13 protein-coding genes are annotated in these 18,221 nt (G+C 55.9%); 6 read left to right on the forward strand and 7 right to left on the reverse strand.

The annotated features are described in order from the left end of the window. Window positions 1-112: 112 nt before the first annotated feature. The 5 genes from WKI47_RS18270 to WKI47_RS18290 all read right to left on the reverse strand — a co-directional run bounded on the left by WKI47_RS18270 (window position 113) and on the right by WKI47_RS18290 (window position 6,324). Window positions 113-853, reverse strand: coding sequence for a hypothetical protein (locus tag WKI47_RS18270; RefSeq protein ID WP_340228610.1), 741 nt, complete (start codon window positions 851-853; stop codon window positions 113-115). Between the two features lie 447 nt (window positions 854-1,300). Continuing rightward, window positions 1,301-2,137 carry an endonuclease/exonuclease/phosphatase family protein gene (locus WKI47_RS18275; RefSeq protein WP_340228611.1) on the reverse strand — a complete coding sequence of 279 codons (837 nt, stop codon included), beginning with the start codon at window positions 2,135-2,137 and terminating at the stop codon, window positions 1,301-1,303. A gap of 255 nt (window positions 2,138-2,392) precedes the next feature. Beyond that, window positions 2,393-2,842 (reverse strand): Lrp/AsnC family transcriptional regulator, encoded by a 450-nt coding sequence (locus WKI47_RS18280; protein WP_340228612.1) that lies wholly within the window; start codon window positions 2,840-2,842, stop codon window positions 2,393-2,395. 57 nt (window positions 2,843-2,899) lie between these two features. Then, on the reverse strand, window positions 2,900-3,604 hold the full coding sequence (locus WKI47_RS18285) for a response regulator (RefSeq protein ID WP_340228613.1): 705 nt from the start codon (window positions 3,602-3,604) through the stop codon (window positions 2,900-2,902). A 17-nt stretch (window positions 3,605-3,621) separates the two neighbouring features. Then, entirely contained in the window at window positions 3,622-6,324 is a 2,703-nt protein-coding gene (locus WKI47_RS18290) for an ATP-binding protein (RefSeq protein WP_340228614.1), read from the reverse strand. A 464-nt stretch (window positions 6,325-6,788) separates the two neighbouring features. On the opposite strand from WKI47_RS18290, the gene kdpF reads away from it, so the two are divergent. The 6 genes from kdpF to WKI47_RS18320 all read left to right on the forward strand — a co-directional run bounded on the left by kdpF (window position 6,789) and on the right by WKI47_RS18320 (window position 15,079). After that, entirely contained in the window at window positions 6,789-6,869 is an 81-nt protein-coding gene (gene kdpF / locus WKI47_RS26225; RefSeq protein WP_425355487.1) for a K(+)-transporting ATPase subunit F, read from the forward strand. Between the two features lie 25 nt (window positions 6,870-6,894). Then, a complete protein-coding gene (gene kdpA, locus WKI47_RS18300) occupies window positions 6,895-8,556 on the forward strand; it encodes a potassium-transporting ATPase subunit KdpA (RefSeq protein ID WP_340228710.1) in 1,662 nt (553 codons plus the stop codon). A 45-nt stretch (window positions 8,557-8,601) separates the two neighbouring features. After that, window positions 8,602-10,632, forward strand: coding sequence for a potassium-transporting ATPase subunit KdpB (kdpB, locus tag WKI47_RS18305; protein WP_340228616.1), 2,031 nt, complete (start codon window positions 8,602-8,604; stop codon window positions 10,630-10,632). 71 nt (window positions 10,633-10,703) lie between these two features. Further along, on the forward strand, window positions 10,704-11,270 hold the full coding sequence (gene kdpC / locus WKI47_RS18310; RefSeq protein ID WP_340228617.1) for a potassium-transporting ATPase subunit KdpC: 567 nt from the start codon (window positions 10,704-10,706) through the stop codon (window positions 11,268-11,270). Between the two features lie 471 nt (window positions 11,271-11,741). Further along, window positions 11,742-14,087 (forward strand): universal stress protein, encoded by a 2,346-nt coding sequence (locus tag WKI47_RS18315; RefSeq protein WP_340228618.1) that lies wholly within the window; start codon window positions 11,742-11,744, stop codon window positions 14,085-14,087. A 278-nt stretch (window positions 14,088-14,365) separates the two neighbouring features. Continuing rightward, the gene (locus WKI47_RS18320; RefSeq protein WP_340228619.1) at window positions 14,366-15,079 is read left to right on the forward strand and encodes a hypothetical protein; all 714 of its coding nucleotides are present in this window, start codon (window positions 14,366-14,368) and stop codon (window positions 15,077-15,079) included. A 394-nt stretch (window positions 15,080-15,473) separates the two neighbouring features. Here WKI47_RS18320 and WKI47_RS18325 read toward each other — a convergent pair whose 3' ends face one another. Beyond that, the gene (locus tag WKI47_RS18325) at window positions 15,474-16,748 is read right to left on the reverse strand and encodes a hypothetical protein (RefSeq protein WP_340228620.1); all 1,275 of its coding nucleotides are present in this window, start codon (window positions 16,746-16,748) and stop codon (window positions 15,474-15,476) included. A gap of 115 nt (window positions 16,749-16,863) precedes the next feature. Continuing rightward, a complete protein-coding gene (locus WKI47_RS18330) occupies window positions 16,864-18,156 on the reverse strand; it encodes a hypothetical protein (RefSeq protein ID WP_340228621.1) in 1,293 nt (430 codons plus the stop codon). Window positions 18,157-18,221: the final 65 nt, after the last annotated feature.

The raw sequence follows: 18,221 nt of genomic DNA on the forward strand, positions 1-18,221 counted from the left end.
TTCTTGGTTACCCTCTTCGGGCCATTTCGATGTTTAGCTGTTTTGCAGCCTCATCTGCTTAGTTTTACTATATCACTTTAAATTAATTTTGTCAAAAAAAATACAAAGGCATTCAATTCTTTTGCAACAATAGCAAGTTGATCAACTCTAAGGCAGTTTCATCTGATGTCTGCTCTTTTAATTTTTCAAGACCCTCTACCATACCTTTTTTATAATTTTCAAGCTCTAATTGACTCTCACTAATTTCAGATTGTTTGTTTAGAATTTCTTGCTTTTGTTGCTCGACTTGCTGAGCAAGATTAAACTTATCTGCTCTTAATTGTCTAGTCACCCGAGCTCGATCTGCAACTTCTTTGTGGTATTCTTCATTCAATGTTAGGTTATATTTTTCGATTTTTTCAAGTATTCGTGAACTAGTCAGTGTTCCAGTTGTTTGTTTTACTCTATTCTTATGAATCCATCGCATATGATTCAATAAAAGTCCCGTATTTTTATTGAATCCATCATTAGCACTAGTAGCATCAATGGTATCTTTTTTCCCACATCCAAATCTCTTGGAACTACCCGGTATAACAAACAGCATATCTAGTGTTGAATATAACACTACCACTGGATGTGAATAGGCGAGCTCAAAGCCGTAATTCATGGCACCAAGATCCACCATCAGAATTTCTCCGCGTTGATAAGGCGTAGTAAATCTTTGACCATGCGTGCGTGACCAATGATCAATGTACTTGCTCCATTGCACCATATTATAGGCTTTCAAAATAGAAGTTACGTCATGAAGATTCCAAAACATCATTTTGTATGCATCAAACACATCTGGTATTGAATACCCATCGATCTGCTTCATGTTTAGAGGTCGTACAATTCTATCTAAATTGGGTTCGTTAATTGGAAACAAAGTGATTTCACCTTTCCGCATTTATTTTGAGCCATTGGAGATGCATTATTCCGCCTAGAGTTAACAGACAGATTCTAATCTCTAATCAATTAGCGCTATATGAAAAGATAGCATTTTATCTAACTAGCTCGCTTTTATCGTATCATAGCTCTTAAAATTAACAATGGCTTAGCAATAGAAGGATAGCTTGATGATTTTTGAGAACCGATTTGAATTAAAAATACCTGGCAAATTGCACGCCAGACATCCTCTTATTCTCAATTGCAGAGCTATTAGAAAAAGAATCGGCTATAATTTTTTTTATTTGCACTGAAAATAAAATCCGAAAACAATAACTGGATATACGTGATTATTTGTAGGAGTTTGTTTATCACGTTCCAATTCGTACGTCCATGCTCACACTTCCGCCGCAACCCCAAAATGATCGGATACAACCGGGCCGTTTTTACCATCCAAAACAACCTCGGACTTCTTCGCCGTAATGTGGCTGCTGGACAGAATGTAGTCGATTCGCAGCGGCTGCTTATTATTTTCCCAGCCGCCGATTGCTTTGAGTACCGTCGAGCCTTCGTCTTTTTCCAACGCGGACGTGTACAGATCGCACCAACCGTGCCGCATCACATAATCGTAGCCTTCGCCGCGAATCTGCGCCACGTTGTTCAGGTCACCCAGCAGGAAAACCTTCTCTCCGGCATCGCGCAGAGGCTTAAGCAGGGCTTCCGCCCGATCCCACTGCGGACGGAACGGTTCTTCCTCGTCGTGCCACCAGCCGCAATGGGCGCTGCACAGCCAGATCGGCTCCGAATCCGGTCCGCCAACAGTCGTCTTTACTCCAAGCAACCGGCGAGTCTTGTAATTCAAATAATCGCGAAGACCCGAGACATAACCATATACCGTATCCGTAATCGGCTCGCGTGTCAGCACGGCTACCCCCTCGTCATAACGGCCGTGGTAAGCGCCGTGCGTCGGCAGCCAGGTCCAATAATAAGGCGTATCCAACTGTTCCAGTAGCAGCAGGGCATAATTATCCGCTCGAACGATGACACCGGGCTCTGCCTCCGCGTATTGGGTCAAGCGTTCTGCTCCTGCTTGTTCGGCTGTCGCCAACTGATTGACCTCTTGCAACGCAATCGCGTCAAAGCCCCGTTCATTAATGAAGTCCGCCAATTGCGAAATCTTCTTCTCCTGCTCGTCCTCATGCCAGGCATGGGTATTCAGCGTTAGCAACTTCATGATGATCACCCGTATCCTTGAATTTCCGCCAGCCTTGACAAGGTACCAGCGAATCTATGACTTCAGTGTACCATACCCCGAAAAGAAGACATTTGAAAGCAGGCAAAAGAAAAGCCGAAGCCGACTCTTTCGAGCCAAACTTCGACTTTCCTTTTCATCCGTTCCGTCTCAAACAGCCAAGCGACACAACAATCACAATAGCAAATTCTTTTTGTCGGCCGATTTCGACTGTTCTCCGTAGATCCGGATGACCGTTCAATTCATCGATTCTTCCGGCGGCAAAATCGGCCGGTTCGCCACGGGCGAAGACAGCACGACAGATGTTTGCACATTGCCGAAATCCATCAGCCGGTCGACCAACTCGCGCAATCCCTGCGTTCCCGCAACGGTGGCCTGAAGAAAATGACTTGCAGTTCCCGTCACGCGATGACATTCGACGATATCCGATTCCCCCTGTGCCCATTCTTCGAACTGCTTCGGCGTGACCCGAAGGTCCGAAATCTGGATGACGAGCCGGGTATCCCGCCCGACCGCCTGCGGAGAGACGCGAGCCGTATAGCCCTCGATCACTCCCCGCTCTTCGAGCCGATGAAGACGTTCCGCTACGCTGGGACGGCTAAGCGCCAGTTCCTGCGACAACGAAGTGACGTTCATCCTTGCGTTTTGCTGCAACAAACTAAGAATCTTTACATCCAAAGCGTCCAAATCCCCATCACCCTATTCCGCTTTGCAGTATTAAACGTTGAAACGTTTCTTATTATATCATTCCTGAGCAAGGAAACGGTATCCAACTCCAGGTTCGGTTACGATCAGGCGCGGCTGGGAAGGATCTTCCTCCAACTTTTTACGCAGATGCCCGATGTAGATCCGCAGATAATGGCTATCTCCCTCGTCATGCTGGTTTCCCCACACTTGCTGGAGAAGCTGGCGCTGCGTCACGACCTTGCCCGCGTTGGACGCCAAAGCCTTGAGCAGATCGTATTCCGTCGGCGTCAGCTTGATCCGCTCCCCGCCTGATTCGACGATGCGCTGGGCCAGATCGATCGTCAGCGTTCCGCTGCGAATCACTGGTTCTTCTGCCGATTTGGCCGTGTGACGCAAAGCCACGCGAATGCGCGCCACCAACTCACCCATGCCAAACGGCTTGGTCACATAATCATCGGCTCCTGCGTCCAGAGCGGCAATCTTGTCCTCTTCCCGGTCTTTCGCCGTGAGCACAATGACAGGGATGCCCGACCAGTCCCGGATACGCTCCAATACTTCCATTCCGGTCAGATCCGGCAGACCCAGGTCCAGCACAATCAGATCGGGATGGACCATCGAAGCCTGCAACACGCCTTCTTGCCCGGTCTCCGCTTCATGTACGGCGTAACCGTGCGCGGCAAGCGTGACTTTTAACAGCTTCCGAATCTGCGGTTCATCATCCACGACCAAGATCCGCGCTCCTGCCGCCGTTTCGTTCGTCATGTGCGTCACTCCTTTCTTTATCGGCTCTTTTCGTCGTTTACCGCCGGATTCGACGATTGTCCGTTCATCCCCGTACGCTCAGGCAAGGGCAAAAAGATCAGGACGATCGCCCCATTTTTCCCATCCGTTCTGGACGCCAGCGATATCTCTCCGCCATGCAGGTCAACAATCCCTTTGCAGATCGCCAGACCCAGTCCCGTGCCGGATACGTGCCGGGTCGAGTCGGAGCGGTAAAACTTTTCGAATACGCGCTGCTCTTCGCCCGATGGCAGTCCGGGTCCTTCATCCGTAACGCTCAGCACCAGCCGGTTCCCGGTTGCGCGCGCTTCGATGACGATCTCGCTGCCATCCGGGCTGTACTTGATCGCATTGCCCAACACGTTGCCCAGCACCTGCTCCAGCAGCACCTCGTCCCCGCGCACCATCGGCAGGTCGTCAGGCAGATTCACGGTAAGCTTGCGGCGACCGCGAATATCCCGGATCTGGGCCAGCGACACGCCGATCAGATCCTGGATATCGCACCATTCCCGCCGCAATTGCAGCATGCCGCTCTCCAGTCGCACCATACCGAGCAGATTCTGCACCAGACGGCTCATGCGCATGGCCCCGCTGCGAATCGTCTCCAGTAACTCCATACGGTCCTGCTTGGAAAAAAGTTCGTCATTCTCGATCAATCCGGTCGCCGAGCCGATCACCGCAGCCAGGGGCGTACGCAGCTCATGCGACACCGAATCGAGAATGGCCGACCGCAGGCGTTCCGATTCGGCGGTCAGATGCGCCAGCTTGGCCTCTTCGGCCAACTTGAACCGCGCAATCGCCGCAGCAGCCAGGCCACATAACGCCGCAAGCAGCCGCTGCTGTTCGCCGGTGAGCGTTTTTTTCGGTTTTTGGTCGTCTTGAGCCAAACGAACCACCAATACTCCGTAAGTCCGGTCTTCTGTCCGAAGCGGCAAATAACGTCCCGGCAGCTCGCGCAGCGTACGCGAACCCCGTCCGGCTTCTTCGCCTTCTTCGTAAACCATGCGCACTACGACTTCTTCTTCACGAACACGCTCGCCGCCTTCGATCGCTTCAGCCGACGAGACATGCACGCGGCGGAGCGAACCGGATTCGTCCGGCAAATAGACCGCCGTCTCGGCCCCGATCGTTTGCGACAATTGCTTGGTCACGCCATCCAGCAGCGAAGATACGTCCGAGACGGCGCCAATCTGCTGACTGAACGCGTACAGCGAGGCGGTATGGGCTTCGCGCTGATGGGCTTGCACGGCTTGGCGCTTGAGCCGTTCGGCCATGCTTGCGGTCAGGCCCGCTACCGACAGGTAGACGCCGAACGAAATCAGATAACGCAGATCCGAGACCGTAAAGCTCAACTGCGGCGCGACGAAGAAGAAATCCAGTGCCAATACCCCGATGCCTGCCGCGAAAAGGGCCGGGCGAAGTCCGCCGTAGACGGCGCTAAGCAGCACGGGGAACAGATAGATCAATGCGATATTCACGATCTCCAACTCTTCCGCGTATCGGCTCATCACTAGAGTCAGAACGGCGGTCAACAGCGTGATGAGTCCATAAACGGACCCTCGCGGCAGCATTCCCGACTTCAGACTCAAGCTTGGGCGAGGATGCTGCAAACTGCGATCCGGCAAGGAATCCTCGCGCTGTCCCCTACTCGGCACGACCCGTATATGAACGTCCCGGCTCGCCCGAACCAATTTTTCGGCCAGCGTAGCGCCCCAGCGTATACCGAAGCGGGGGCGAATACTTTCACCGACCAGCAACTGCTTCACATGATGCTGCTCCGCGAAGCGCAATAGCTCAACCGCTACATCCCGTCCCTCGATCACGCTGACCTGCGCGCCCAGTTCTTTTGCCAGTTGTAAGTTCCGTTCGGGATCTGCCTGTCGCTGAACTCCCGTATCCACAGCGCCTTCCGGAACACGCACATAGACCGCGAACCAGCCTGTTTTAAGCGCTGCCGCCGTACGCCTTCCGATTCGAAGCAGTTCCTCCGTCGAAGGCGCCGGGCCGATCGCCACCATCACCTTTTCCGCAACCGGCCAGGGACCCGCGATTCCTCCTCCCGCTGTGCGTCGGCCATGCAAATAATCGTCGAGACGGCTGTCCGTACGCTCGGCGGCATATCGGAACAGCATTTCGCGCATCGCGGACAACGCACCGACTTCCGACGGGCTTTGACCGCTGCGGCGGATCATCTCCTCCGGCGGGGCATCGGCGATGCGCAGCGTATCGGCTTGCTCGACGAAAGCATCCGGTACCGTCTCCGGCAGCGGTTGTCCGAGTATCCGGCTTGCCAGTGCGTTCAAACTCTCCACATGCCCCACATTCAGCGCCGCATAGACATCAATTCCGTTCAACAGCAGCGCTTCGACATCCATATACCGTTTATCGCGCAGCGTTTGCGGCGAATTGCGAGCTTCCAGCCTATCCACCACCACAAGTCCGGGCTTCATCTCCAACAGCTGCTCGACGTCCAACTCTCCTCCGCGCTCCGGCGCTCCGGGAAGTCCCGAGCTCCGTAGCAGCGCCCGCGTATCGGGATACCGGGCTTCTGCTCCGGATACCGCGCAGCACACCCCTGTTCCTGCCGCCGCCTCGCGAATCGCCGCACGGAGCATGGCCTGGGTCTTGCCCGCGCCGGGCGCGGCTCCCATAAACAACGTCAATTTGCCTCTGCGCAGCCCGTTTCTCTCCAAGTCGCTCACTTCCGCTCTCCTGCCCGGCCGACGGCCCTGATTTCCTTCTGTGTGTCCAGTATAAATCACCGGGCGCGAAAATAGCCAAATCCGCCCTTCCAAAGCCTATAAAAAAAGCATAAATATCTGGTGAAAAGGTGTAAAAATAGCGTAAAAATCAATAAAAAATCGAGATAACCGGCGTATTCAATACTAAACGGAATCATACAAATCTTTTTTCCGTTCAAATAGCCGAAAAGGTTCAAAAATGCCCGTTTCGCGCCTTTATAACGTTTTACACCTGTCTGCTTCGGGGCTAAGATACGTCACATGAATCGCGAAGCTTCAGCGGTACGCGATATCCCATTTTACAGTTGAAGGAAGGTTAACATGACCGATATTTTGATGCTTGGCCTGATCGCATTGATGACATTGGCCGTGCTGGGGCTATCGCTTTGGTCCGGCAAGGTCGTCGCGGAAGGAAGTGACGACCGATGATCGCCGTGCTCGCAGCCGTTGTCGCTTTGTTGTTTTTGTATCTGTGCTACGCCTTGATTAACCCGGAAAAGTTCTAATTATGGAGGGAATTTCGTGACCACAATCAGTATCCTCGCAATATTCGTCACCCTGCTGATCGTCGTGCTTCTGGCGAAGCCGGTCGGCCTGTACCTGGCGGCGGCGTTCGATTACGCGCCGAACCGGCTGAACCGGATTTACGGCCCGTTCGAACGGCTCATTTACAAAATCAACGGCATTCGCGAAGAAAATCAAAGTTGGAAAATGTATGCGGCGTCGCTGATCGGAAGCAACGCCGTCATGGTCTTGATCGTGTACCTGGTGCTGCGTTTTCAAGGCATGCTGCCGCTGAATCCGGCGGGCATCGCCAATATGGAGCCGTCTTTCGCTTTCAACACCGCGATCAGCTTCATGACCAATACGGATCTTCAGCATTACAGCGGCGAAAGCGGCGTCTCGTATCTGTCGCAGGCCAGCGTGCTGGTATTCGCGATGTTCGTGTCGCCCGCGACGGGCCTTGCGCTCGTCATGGCGTTTATCCGCGGATTGACGGGCCGGGCGGCAGGCAACTTTTTCGTCGACCTGATCCGTTCGTTGACCCGCGTGCTGCTGCCGGTTGCGTTCGTCTCGGCGCTGCTGTTCGTGTTCATGGGCGTACCGCAAACGTTCGAACCGGCCGCTACCGCCACCACGCTCGAAGGCGCGCAGCAGACGATCGCCCGCGGGCCGATCGCTTCGTTCCTCGCCATCAAAGAAGTCGGCAACAACGGCGGCGGCTTTCTCGGCGTCAACTCGGCGCACCCTTTTGAAAACCCGAGCGGCCTGAGCAATCTGCTGCAAATCCTGCTGATGCTGCTGGTGACGTCGGCACTGCCTTTCGCTTACGGCAAAATGGCCGGTTCGATCAAGCAGGGACGCGTGCTGTTCGTGTCCATGCTCATGATGCTCATCATCATGACGAGTATCTCGCTCACGGCGGAAAGCGCGGGCAATCCGGTGCTGAACCAGCTCGGCATCCAGCATGAACAAGGTTCGATGGAAGGCAAGGAAGTCCGCTTCGGCGAAGCGCAATCGGCGTTCTACTCCGTGATCACCACCGCCGCCGAGACGGGCGCGGTCAATACGATGCACGATACGCTGACCCCGATCGGCGGACTGGTTCCGCTGGCGAACATGATGCTCAACACCGTATTCGGCGGGATGGGCGTGGGCTTCGTCAACGTGCTGATGTACGCGATCATCGCCGTGTTCCTGTCCGGCCTGATGGTCGGGCGCACGCCGGAATTCCTCGAACGCAAGATCGAAGGCAAAGAAATGAAGCTGATCGCCGTCACCCTTCTTGTGCAGCCGTTTCTGATTCTCGTGCCGACGGCGATCGCGCTGGCGACGAATCCGGACACGATCTCCAATCCCGGCTTCCACGGGCTGACGCAAGCGTTGTACGAATACACGTCGAGCGCGGCCAACAACGGCTCCGGGTTCGAAGGATTGGGCGACGCGACGACGTTCTGGAACGTCTCGACCGGGATCGTCATGTTCCTCGGCCGCTACATTTCGATGGTGACGCTGCTGGCCGTGGCCGGGTCGCTGGCTGCCAAAAAGCCGATTCCCGAATCGTCCGGCACGTTCCGTACGGATACGGCGATGTTCGGCGCGGTATTCGTCGGCGTCGTGCTGATCGTCGGCGCGCTGACCTTCTTCCCGGCACTGGTGCTGGGCCCGATCGCGGAACAATTGACGTTATAACCGGAACGTTTATACACCTTACACAACGAATGGAGACGCTGATTTATGGATAAGAAAAAGACCATGCTGAGCGGCGAGATCGCGAGCGCCGCTTTGCGGGAGTCGTTCGTGAAACTCGACCCGCGTATCATGATGCGCAACCCGGTCATGTTCGTCGTCGAGATCGGTTTTCTGGTCACGCTGCTGCTGTGCTTCGCGCCGGACGCGTTCGGCGGCACCGTGCCGCGCTGGTTCAATATCGTCACGACGGTCATCTTGCTGCTGACGCTGCTGTTCGCGAACTTCGCCGAAGCGCTGGCCGAAGGGCGGGGCAAAGCACAGGCCGATTCGCTCAAAAAAACGAAGCAGGATATCAGCGCCAACAAAGTATCGAGCAGCGGCGCGGTCAAAACCGTGCCGGCTTCGGAGCTGCGCAAAGGCGACTTCGTCGTCGTGGAAGCGGGCGAACTCATTCCCGGCGACGGCGAAGTGGTCGAAGGACTGGCTTCCGTCGACGAATCGGCGATCACGGGCGAATCCGCTCCGGTTATCAAAGAAGCCGGCGGCGACTTCAGCTCCGTGACCGGCGGCACGAAAGTCGTCAGCGACCGGATCAAAGTACGGATCTCCGCCGATCCCGGCGAATCGTTCCTGGATCGCATGATCTCGCTCGTCGAAGGCGCCAAGCGCCAAAAAACGCCGAACGAAATCGCACTCAATACGGTACTGGTCAGCCTGACGCTGATCTTCCTGATCGTGGTCGTCACGCTGCCGTTCCTATCAGACTTTCTCGGCATTCAGATGGAAATCCCGATCCTGATCGCCCTGCTGGTCTGCCTGATCCCGACTACGATCGGCGGCCTGCTGTCCGCGATCGGGATCGCGGGCATGGACCGGGTCACGCAATTCAACGTACTCGCCATGTCCGGCAAAGCGGTCGAAGCGTCCGGCGATATCAACACGATCATTCTCGACAAAACGGGTACGATCACGTTCGGCAACCGGATGGCGAGCGAATTCGTTCCAGTCAAAGCGATCCGCGAAGAAGAAATCGCCTACTGGGCCGCGATCAGCTCGCTCAAAGACGAAACGCCGGAAGGCCGCTCCGTACTGGAATTGATGAAAAAGAACGGTTTGCCATACGACGAAAAGCTCGGCGAAGGCGGCGAATTTATCGAGTTTCAGGCCGAGACGCGCATGAGCGGCATCGATCTGCCGGACGGGCGCCAGGTGCGCAAAGGCGCCGTGGACTCCGTGAAGCAGTGGGTCCGCTCGCAAGGCGGAACGATCCCGGCCGATCTGGACGAAGGCAGCAACGCGATCGCCACGGCGGGCGGCACGCCGCTGGCCGTAGCCGTTGACAACCGGATCTACGGCTTGATCCATCTCAAAGACACCGTGAAGCCCGGCATGCGCGAACGGTTCGAACAGATGCGCCGCATGGGCATCAAGACCATCATGTGTACCGGCGACAACCCGCTGACGGCGGCGACTATCGCCCGCGAAGCGGGCGTGGACGACTTTATCGCCGAAAGCAAACCCGAAGACAAGATCGCCGTCATCCGCCGCGAGCAGGCGGAAGGCAAGCTCGTCGCCATGACCGGCGATGGAACGAACGACGCGCCCGCGCTGGCGCAAGCCGATGTCGGCATCGCCATGAACAGCGGCACGGTCGCCGCCAAAGAAGCGGCTAACATGGTCGATCTGGATTCCGACCCGTCGAAGATCATCGAAGTGGTCGCGATCGGCAAACAGCTTCTCATGACGCGCGGCGCGCTGACCACGTTCAGCATCGCCAACGACGTCGCCAAATATTTCGCCATCATCCCGGCGATGTTCATGGTCGCCATCCCGCAGATGCAGACGTTGAATATCATGCGGCTCGATTCGCCGCTGTCGGCGATCTTGTCCGCGTTGATCTTCAACGCGATCATTATCCCGCTGCTGATTCCGCTGGCGATGAAAGGCGTCGCCTACAAGCCGATGAGCACCAGCCGCCTGCTCGGAAAAAACCTGCTGATCTACGGCTTCGGCGGCCTGGTCGCGCCGTTCGTCGGGATCAAGCTGATCGACCTGGCAGTTCAGGTGTTCATCTGACCTGCGGATTTCCGCTCGGTGGAGCGCCGCTTTGTATCAACCGTCTTTTTATAAAATGGAGGAACTTACTTATGCGAATCATCTGGATGACGCTGCGTACTACCTTTTCCGTGGCCATCGTCTGCTGCATTATTTACAATATCGCCGTCTGGGCCGTGGCTCAGGCCGCCGCGCCGGACAAAGCGAACGGCAGCCTGGTCAAGAACGCCGAAGGCCAAGTGATTGGCTCTTCGCTGATCGGCCAAAGCTTCACCGATCCCGGTTATTTCCACGGACGCGTATCGAGTATCGACTACGACGCCAACGGCTCCGGCACGCCCAACTATGCGCCGTCCAACCCGGAACTGCTGACCCGCGCCGAGCAGTCGATTGCCGATTGGCAGTCCCAAAACCCGGACGTTCCGGTCTCGGAGCTTCCGATCGACCTTATCACCAATTCCGGCTCCGGCCTCGATCCGCATATCAGCCCCGCTTCCGCCGAAGCGCAGGTTCCGCGCGTCAGCGCGGCAACCGGCATCGCGGCGGACAAGCTGCAACAGCTGATTAAGGACCATACGCAAGGCCGCTCGCTCGGACTGTTCGGCGAACCGGCCGTCAATGTGCTGGAGCTGAATCTGGCGGTGCAGGCATCTCGTTGAGCCGGCTCGTCTTGAACGAATCGGGGACGAATGTCGCGGTCCGACGCGTCCATGCAAGCTGCGTGTGCAAAACGACGTCCATAAGCTGACCGCCGAGGCGGGCAGACGCGCTTTCCGTTGCTCCGATAAAAGTCGCTCTGACCCTCCGAATATGCCGCTGCCGAATCTAACGGATCGAGATGACGCTTAGCGTACGTATTTGACGCTTTCGGATTTTTAACGGATCGAGGTGACGCTTAACCGATAAAACAGAGCGTTTTCGCGCCCTTTTTCCCGCTTTTTCGCAGCTAAGCGTCTGTACGATCCGTTACATTTCCGCATGCCACCGAATCGGGCTTGTAACGGACATGCGATCCTTTAGAGCATAGACAACCGCTGGCGGCAATTTCATTATTTCACTATTTCGTTATTTCGCCGTTTCCCGACGTCCCGCGACACGCCTGTCCGCTTCAAACGAAAGGAAGAACGTCCATGCCCGACTTTAAACGCAAATCGCCGGAAGAAATTCTGAAGTCGATCCACGCGCTCTACACCGGACGGCTCAAGATCATCATCGGAGCCATCTCCGGTTCCGGCAAAACGTACCATATGCTGCGCGACGGCCAAACGTTGAAAAGCCAAGGCGTCGATGTCGTGCTCTGCGCCGTGTCCACCATGCAGCGCCCGGAAACGATGGAGCAGCTTGAAGGATTGGAGCGCGTACCGAGCATCCATTGGCGGCACGCCGACGGCAGCGAACGCAAAGACCTGGATCTCGACGCCATTCTGGCGCGCAATCCCGAAGTGCTGCTGACCGACGGGCTGGCGCATCGCAACCGTCCCGGCGCTGTGAACGCAACTCGGCTTGACGACATTCGCGGTTTACTAGAAAAAGGCATCAGCGTAATCGCTACCGTCAACGTGTACGAGCTTCAGGGAATCACGGAAATGGCACGCAAGCTGATCGGGATCGAAGTGAACGAAACCGTTCCTGCCGACACGCTGGAATTGGCGGACGAGGTGCGGCTGATCGACGTCACGCCCGAAGCGCTGTTGGCGCGGATCGAAGAAGGATTGCTCAAAAACGTGCCGGACAAAACGTTGTTCAGCCGGGGCAATATCGGCGTGCTGCGCGAACTGACGCTGCGGCTGGTCGCCGAAGGCGTCAACGGCACGCTGCTCAAATACCGCGACGAACAAGGCTACGTAGGCGCTTCCGGCACGGCCGAGCATATCCTCGTATCGGCGCAGTACCATTGGAACGGCTCGATCCATATCCGCCGCGGCCAGCAGATCGCGCAGCGGCTCGGCGGCGAATTGTCGGTCGTCACGTTCGTCAATCCGGGCGAAAAGCTCGGGCCGGAGCGCGAAGAGTTCCGCCGTTCGATCCGCAAGCTGTGCGAAAAAATCGGCGCGACGCTGCACGAGATCAAAATCCGCTCGCGGCGCGATATTCCGCCTACGCTGGTCCGTCTGGCGCTGGAACAAAACGTGTCGCGGATCGTGATCGGGCATTCGAACCAGACGCGGTCGCAGGAATTTTTCAAAGGATCGATCGTCGCGGAAATGGTCAAATGTATGCGTAACGTGGACATGTTCGTCGTCGCGGATCGTTCGGCGGGCGGCGGCGAGCGCATCTTGCCGACCAAACGCAAAGAGCCGCTGCAAGACCCGGCAGGCCCGTATCGGCGCTTGAGCGAAGAACAGGCGGGACGCAAAATCGAGGAGATTCGGCGCGGACGGTTCAAAGTATATATCGGAGCCGCTCCCGGCGTCGGCAAAACGTATACGATGCTGCGGGAAGGCAATATTTTGCGCAAAAAGAATATCGACGTCGTGATCGGACTGCTGGAAACGCACGGACGCAAAGAAACGCAGGAACAGGTGAACGAGCTGGAGTTGGTGCCTCGCGCCGTCGTATCGTACAAAGGCGCACAGCTTCAGGAAATGGATACCGACGCCATCATCGCCCGCGACCCCGAAGTCGTGCTGGTGGACGAACTGGCGCATACGAACGTGCCGGGCAGCGTCCGCAAAAAGCGTTACGAAGACGTGATCCGTTTGCTGAACGCGGGCATTTCCGTCATTTCCACGCTTAACGTGCAGCATTTGGAAAGCCTCAACGACAACGTTGAACAACTGACGGGCGTGCGCGTACGGGAAACGGTGCCGGATTCGCTGCTGAGTCTCGCGGACGAAGTGGAATTGATCGACGTCACGCCCAAAGCGTTGCAGGAACGGATGCGGGCCGGACGGATCTATGCGCGGGAAAAGGTGGATCAGGCGCTCGGCAACTTTTTCAAAACGGGGAATTTAATCGCGCTGCGGGAACTGGCGCTGCGCGAGATCGCGGACGACGTGGACGAGCGGTTGGAATCGTGGGAACGCAAAACGTCGCTGCGCGGGCCGTGGCGGCGCGAAGAAGTCATCTTCGTCGCGGTCACGCTGAGCGATAACGCCGAACGGCTGATCCGGCGCGGTTTTCGGATCGCGTACCGGCTCAAAGCTCCGTGGCATGTCTGCTACATCCCCGACGGCGAATGCCCGATCGAACAAGAGCAGGAACGGATCGAGCAGCTTCGGCGCCTGACCCGGCGGCTCGGCGGCAGCTTCGATCTCGGCGAACGGGTATCCGCGAGGCGGCTGCACGAAGAGCTACTGATGCGCGCCAACGCAAAACGCTGCACGCAGCTGATCGTCGGCCAGTCGCGGCGATCCAGGCTGTACCGGCTGCTATTCGGTTCGTTGACCCGAAGACTGCTGCGGACCGCACGCCATATGGATCTGTTGGTAGTGGCACGGTTCGATCATGCGGCTCAGGTGAAAAAAGAGGAGTGAGCCACAGAATTTCCGGCAGCAGTTCTTGCGTTCTGTCGGCGTCGGATGCGTCAACGTTTCTGCAAAAAGCGGCTATCGGTCGCCACGCGGCAAAGAGCGTTCACCGTTGCGCAAAAAACTTTTTGGGGTGGGGCTTTTTCTATTCAAATCCCGGACCGAAATGCCGATTGATGTAGAGGAACGCGATAGGCTGCCGGATGCCGACACTGCTGTCGGCGGAAGGAACGGCTGCATTGCGATGCAAAATACAGGCTGAGCCAAGGAGGAGAACAGGCAGAATGAACGAAAGAAAGTTGTCGGGTATCGAGATGTTCGCGTTTGACGTAGTAGAGGAAGCACGGGAAAACGAGCCGCGCAAAACCGTGCGCCGTTACGGCCTGCTCAAGCTGTCGTGCGGAACCGCCGCCGGATTCGGCGTCTGCCTGATCTCCGCAGGCTTCGCCCCGGCGGATCTGGTGCGCTGGAGCGCCTGCTTCGGCCGGCTGCGCGGCCTGACGCCGGAAGAAGCGTCGGCAGCGGTATCCGCCGACCGCTGGGGCGCCCGCGAGCGGCATGCCGCGCAGTACGCGCTGCTTCGCGGCGCGCTGGCCGACCTGCTCGTGGCGCTGGAAGCGCGCCGCGCCGGCGCGCGGCTGCTGCTCGGCCTCGGCGCGGCCGGCCTGCTGGGCGGCATCGCCGCCCGGACGTCGGCGCACGGCTCCGACGCGCATATCGTCTCGGCAATGAACAGCCGAGACCTTGCCGGCGGCTATGCGCCGCACCCGCCGGTCCGCTACGCGCCGGACGCGGTGCTGCGCGCGGTGCGCGGCGCGGCGGCGACGCTGGTCGCCGAGCGCGAAGAAGCGCCGACCCCGTTCGTCGGCGCAGACCTGTCCGGCGGCAATCCGCAGCCGGACGACATGCTGCGGCAGCTCTACATCGCCGCCGCGATCGAGCGCCCTTCGTCGGACGCGCTCATGGATCGCGCAGACTCGTACTGCGCTCTTTTTTGAGCATACGCCGATTCCTTGCTTGAATCCCCGATCATGCCGCTTTTCCTTTATACGCAAAAAACGCTGCGGGCCGAGCCGCAGCGTTTTTTTTACCAACCATCCGTTTTGCATCCTTTTATTTGGTTTTCTGCCGAACGAACGAGGGGAAAATTCGGCAAATCACGCATTTTCGTATCTACCGATACATCGTCAAGCCTTACATTTCACCGGGTCAAGCTAACGGTCGCTTGTCTCGCTGTGATTCGGGGCTGCGAGAGTGCGCAACGCGTACGGTTTCGGTCCGTTTCCGCCCGGAATGTCGCGCATGCGGGGGTTAGCTGCGAAATCCCGGACGAACGCAAACCTGACTTCCGTTTAGACCCGTCACCGTCTTGGTTTCGGAATCAACCGGATATTACTTCAAGGTATACGCCGATACAGTATTCTGATTTTCGCCTTGCGTGTCGTGAACGTACAGTTTGCCTTCTCCGCCGTACAGGAAGCCGTATTTGGCTTTGCCGTTCGTCGAAGGATCGAGCGAAACGTGATGGTTCACGCTCAGGTCTTTCGGGCTAAGCGCATAAAACTCTCCGCTTACTTTGTCGAACGCCGCGATTTCTTCGTTCGGCGCTTTGTAGACGAGGAAGTCTTTTTCTTCGAACGTTTTGCTTGCTTTCAGCTTGTTGTCCGGACCGTACAGTTCCAGTTTCAAACCGTCTTTGACCAGCAGGTTTTCGCCGGCGGTAATCACGAAGGCGCCTTTAGGGATTTTACGCTCCCATACCTTTTTGCCTTTGGCGTCGAACAGCACATACGTGAACTCGCGGTTGTCGATCGACGGATCGAGAATTTCGACGCCCGGAGTTTTTCGTTCCGGCAATTCTTCTTTGACCAGTCCGACCAGATTGCCTCCGTTGAACGGATACACGGCCGGGGCCACTTTGCTGCTTCCGCCCCACGATCTGAAATTGCTGGCTACGGTCGTGTTTTCCGGCAATTTGTAAGAAAGGGTCGGGCTTTTCAGCGTATTGACGTTTTTGTACCATTCAATCTTTTTGTTCGTCGTGTTCACGACCTCGCCGTTAGACAGCACAGATAGGTTTTGGCTTCCGTCTACGGTATCTTTTTTCTTCAATTTGCCGTCGTTGGCGAATTGGTATACGTGCGTCGTTTTTTGGTCCGACGAAATGCTGCTTAGCAGAAGATCACCGTTAGACAAAACTTCCAGCGATCCGGTCAAGCCGGTTTCGATTGCTTTGCTCCATTTGAGTTTGCCGCTCGAACTTACCGCATACAGCTTCTGCGATTTTTCGTTGTCTTTTTTGCCTACGAAATACACGTCTCCGTTCGTTCTTGATACGACCTGCGAACTGAAAATGTTCACATTTTCAGCACCGCCCTGGAAATCGTAAACCCAGTTGCTCGCGCCGTTTTTGCGATCGAACGATTGCGTTTGCAGTCCGCCTTCCTTCTCGCTGAACAGCGTGACGTATAACCGGTCTTTGGTGACGTTGCCGGAATCGAATACCCAGCCGAGATCATGCCCTGCGGGAACGTCGTATTTCCAATCGGCCGTCGGGAGTTTGTCGGTCGGATTGGTAGCGGCAGCCGCGCTTCCCGCGTTCAGACTCGCGCCTACGCCTACCGCCATCGCCATGCTGAGCATCAAAGGTTTAAATCTTTTTTTCATTTGTTATTCCTCCTCTAATTTTATCTTTAAAAATATATTTAAGACTTTTAAACCTTTAAAAAGATTTAAAAGAACGGTCAAACGGATTATTTTTACAGTCGAACCGGATAAGCGATTATTTCAAGCTGTAATGGGAGATCGACTTGTTGACGTTCCAGTCCATCGTATGCACGTACAGTTCGCCGTCGCCTTCGTACAGGAACGAATAGTCGGCTTTTTCTCCGGCGGTTTCTTTCATGTCGATCTCGTACTTCACGCTCAGGTCTTTCGGGTCCAAAGCTTGGAACGTGCCCGCTTCTTTGCTGGTCAGCACGATTTCGTCCGTCGTTTTGGCTTTGGCCAACCATACGTCGTCGCCTTCGACCGTTTTGCTGGTTTTCAGCTTATTGTCTTGGCCGTACAGTTCGATTTTATTGTCTTTTTGCAAAACGAATCCGTCTGCGGTCGGCACGATGGCGGCGTCTTGCCAAAGCTCGCGTTCCCATTTCTTTTTGCCGTTGGCATCGAACAGCACAACCGACTTGCTTTGCTTCACGATGCTCAGGTCGATTTCTTGCGCGCCTTCTTTGAACGGTACGGCGCTGTAGTCTTCTTCGCGCAGCACGACCAAAGTATTGCCTCCGCTCAGCGAGTAGACGGCTTCTCCAAAGTTACCGCCACGGACATCGAAGTCGATCGAATTCCATTCCGGCAGTTCGTATTCGAGAATCGGTTTTTTGAGATCATTCAAGCTTTTGAACAGTTGCAGCTTCGGAGAGATCGCCAACACTTGACCGTTCGGAAGCAGTTTGATGTAAGCGCCTGAGTTATTGATTTCCGATCCGTCGATTTTTTGGGTATTTTTCACTTTGCCGTCCGCTCCGAATACGTAGAAGACCTGATGGCTATTGACCGTTTTGGTAGGCGCGACGCTGCCGCTGACCACGATGTCGCCGTTATGGAGCACCTGCAATCTTTCGATCGCTTTGCTGCCCACGTCTTTGTTCCATTTCAATTTGCCGTTCGCGTCGACCGCTTCCAGCTTGTAGGTTTGTTCTCCGTCTTTTTTCCGCACGTAATAGGAATTGCCGTTTTTGTCCTGAATCGCGTAACCTCCGCTGGTCAGTTGCTTCGCGTCGCCCTGGAAGTCGTACGTCCAGTTGTCTTTGCCGCCGTTCTCCTGGTCGAACGCCTGCACGATTTGCGAGTTGTGTCCGTCGACGGCCTGAAGATACAGATTGTCTCCGGCGAACGTGCCGAATCGGAAAGTGCTGGCGAGATCCAACTGGTCCGGTACTTTATACGACCAATCCAACTGACTTGTCGACGGATTTGCCGACGGTGCCGCGTAGGCTCCTCCGGCGCTTACCCCGGTAATGCCCAACGCGACGGCCATGCTCAATACTGCGGGTCTGAATGTCTTTTTCATAATGATATTCCTCCTCTGATTTTATCCGTAAACAGATATTTTAAATTTCATCAGTCTCAAAAAGA

Source organism: Saccharibacillus sacchari (genome assembly GCF_037722395.1).
In the GTDB taxonomy this organism is placed as follows: domain Bacteria; phylum Bacillota; class Bacilli; order Paenibacillales; family Paenibacillaceae; genus Saccharibacillus; species Saccharibacillus sacchari_A.

Bases quoted from the DNA above. Each gene is read 5' to 3' on its own strand.
- WKI47_RS18270 (WP_340228610.1), bottom strand. From the start codon at position 853: ATGAAGCAGATCGATGGGTATTCAATACCAGATGTGTTTGATGCATAC.
- WKI47_RS18275 (WP_340228611.1), bottom strand. From the start codon at position 2,137: ATGAAGTTGCTAACGCTGAATACCCATGCCTGGCATGAGGACGAGCAG.
- WKI47_RS18285 (WP_340228613.1), bottom strand. From the start codon at position 3,604: ATGACGAACGAAACGGCGGCAGGAGCGCGGATCTTGGTCGTGGATGAT.
- kdpF (WP_425355487.1), top strand. From the start codon at position 6,789: ATGATCGCCGTGCTCGCAGCCGTTGTCGCTTTGTTGTTTTTGTATCTG.
- kdpB (WP_340228616.1), top strand. From the start codon at position 8,602: ATGGATAAGAAAAAGACCATGCTGAGCGGCGAGATCGCGAGCGCCGCT.
- kdpC (WP_340228617.1), top strand. From the start codon at position 10,704: ATGCGAATCATCTGGATGACGCTGCGTACTACCTTTTCCGTGGCCATC.
- WKI47_RS18315 (WP_340228618.1), top strand. From the start codon at position 11,742: ATGCCCGACTTTAAACGCAAATCGCCGGAAGAAATTCTGAAGTCGATC.
- WKI47_RS18320 (WP_340228619.1), top strand. From the start codon at position 14,366: ATGAACGAAAGAAAGTTGTCGGGTATCGAGATGTTCGCGTTTGACGTA.
- WKI47_RS18325 (WP_340228620.1), bottom strand. From the start codon at position 16,748: ATGAAAAAAAGATTTAAACCTTTGATGCTCAGCATGGCGATGGCGGTA.
- WKI47_RS18330 (WP_340228621.1), bottom strand. From the start codon at position 18,156: ATGAAAAAGACATTCAGACCCGCAGTATTGAGCATGGCCGTCGCGTTG.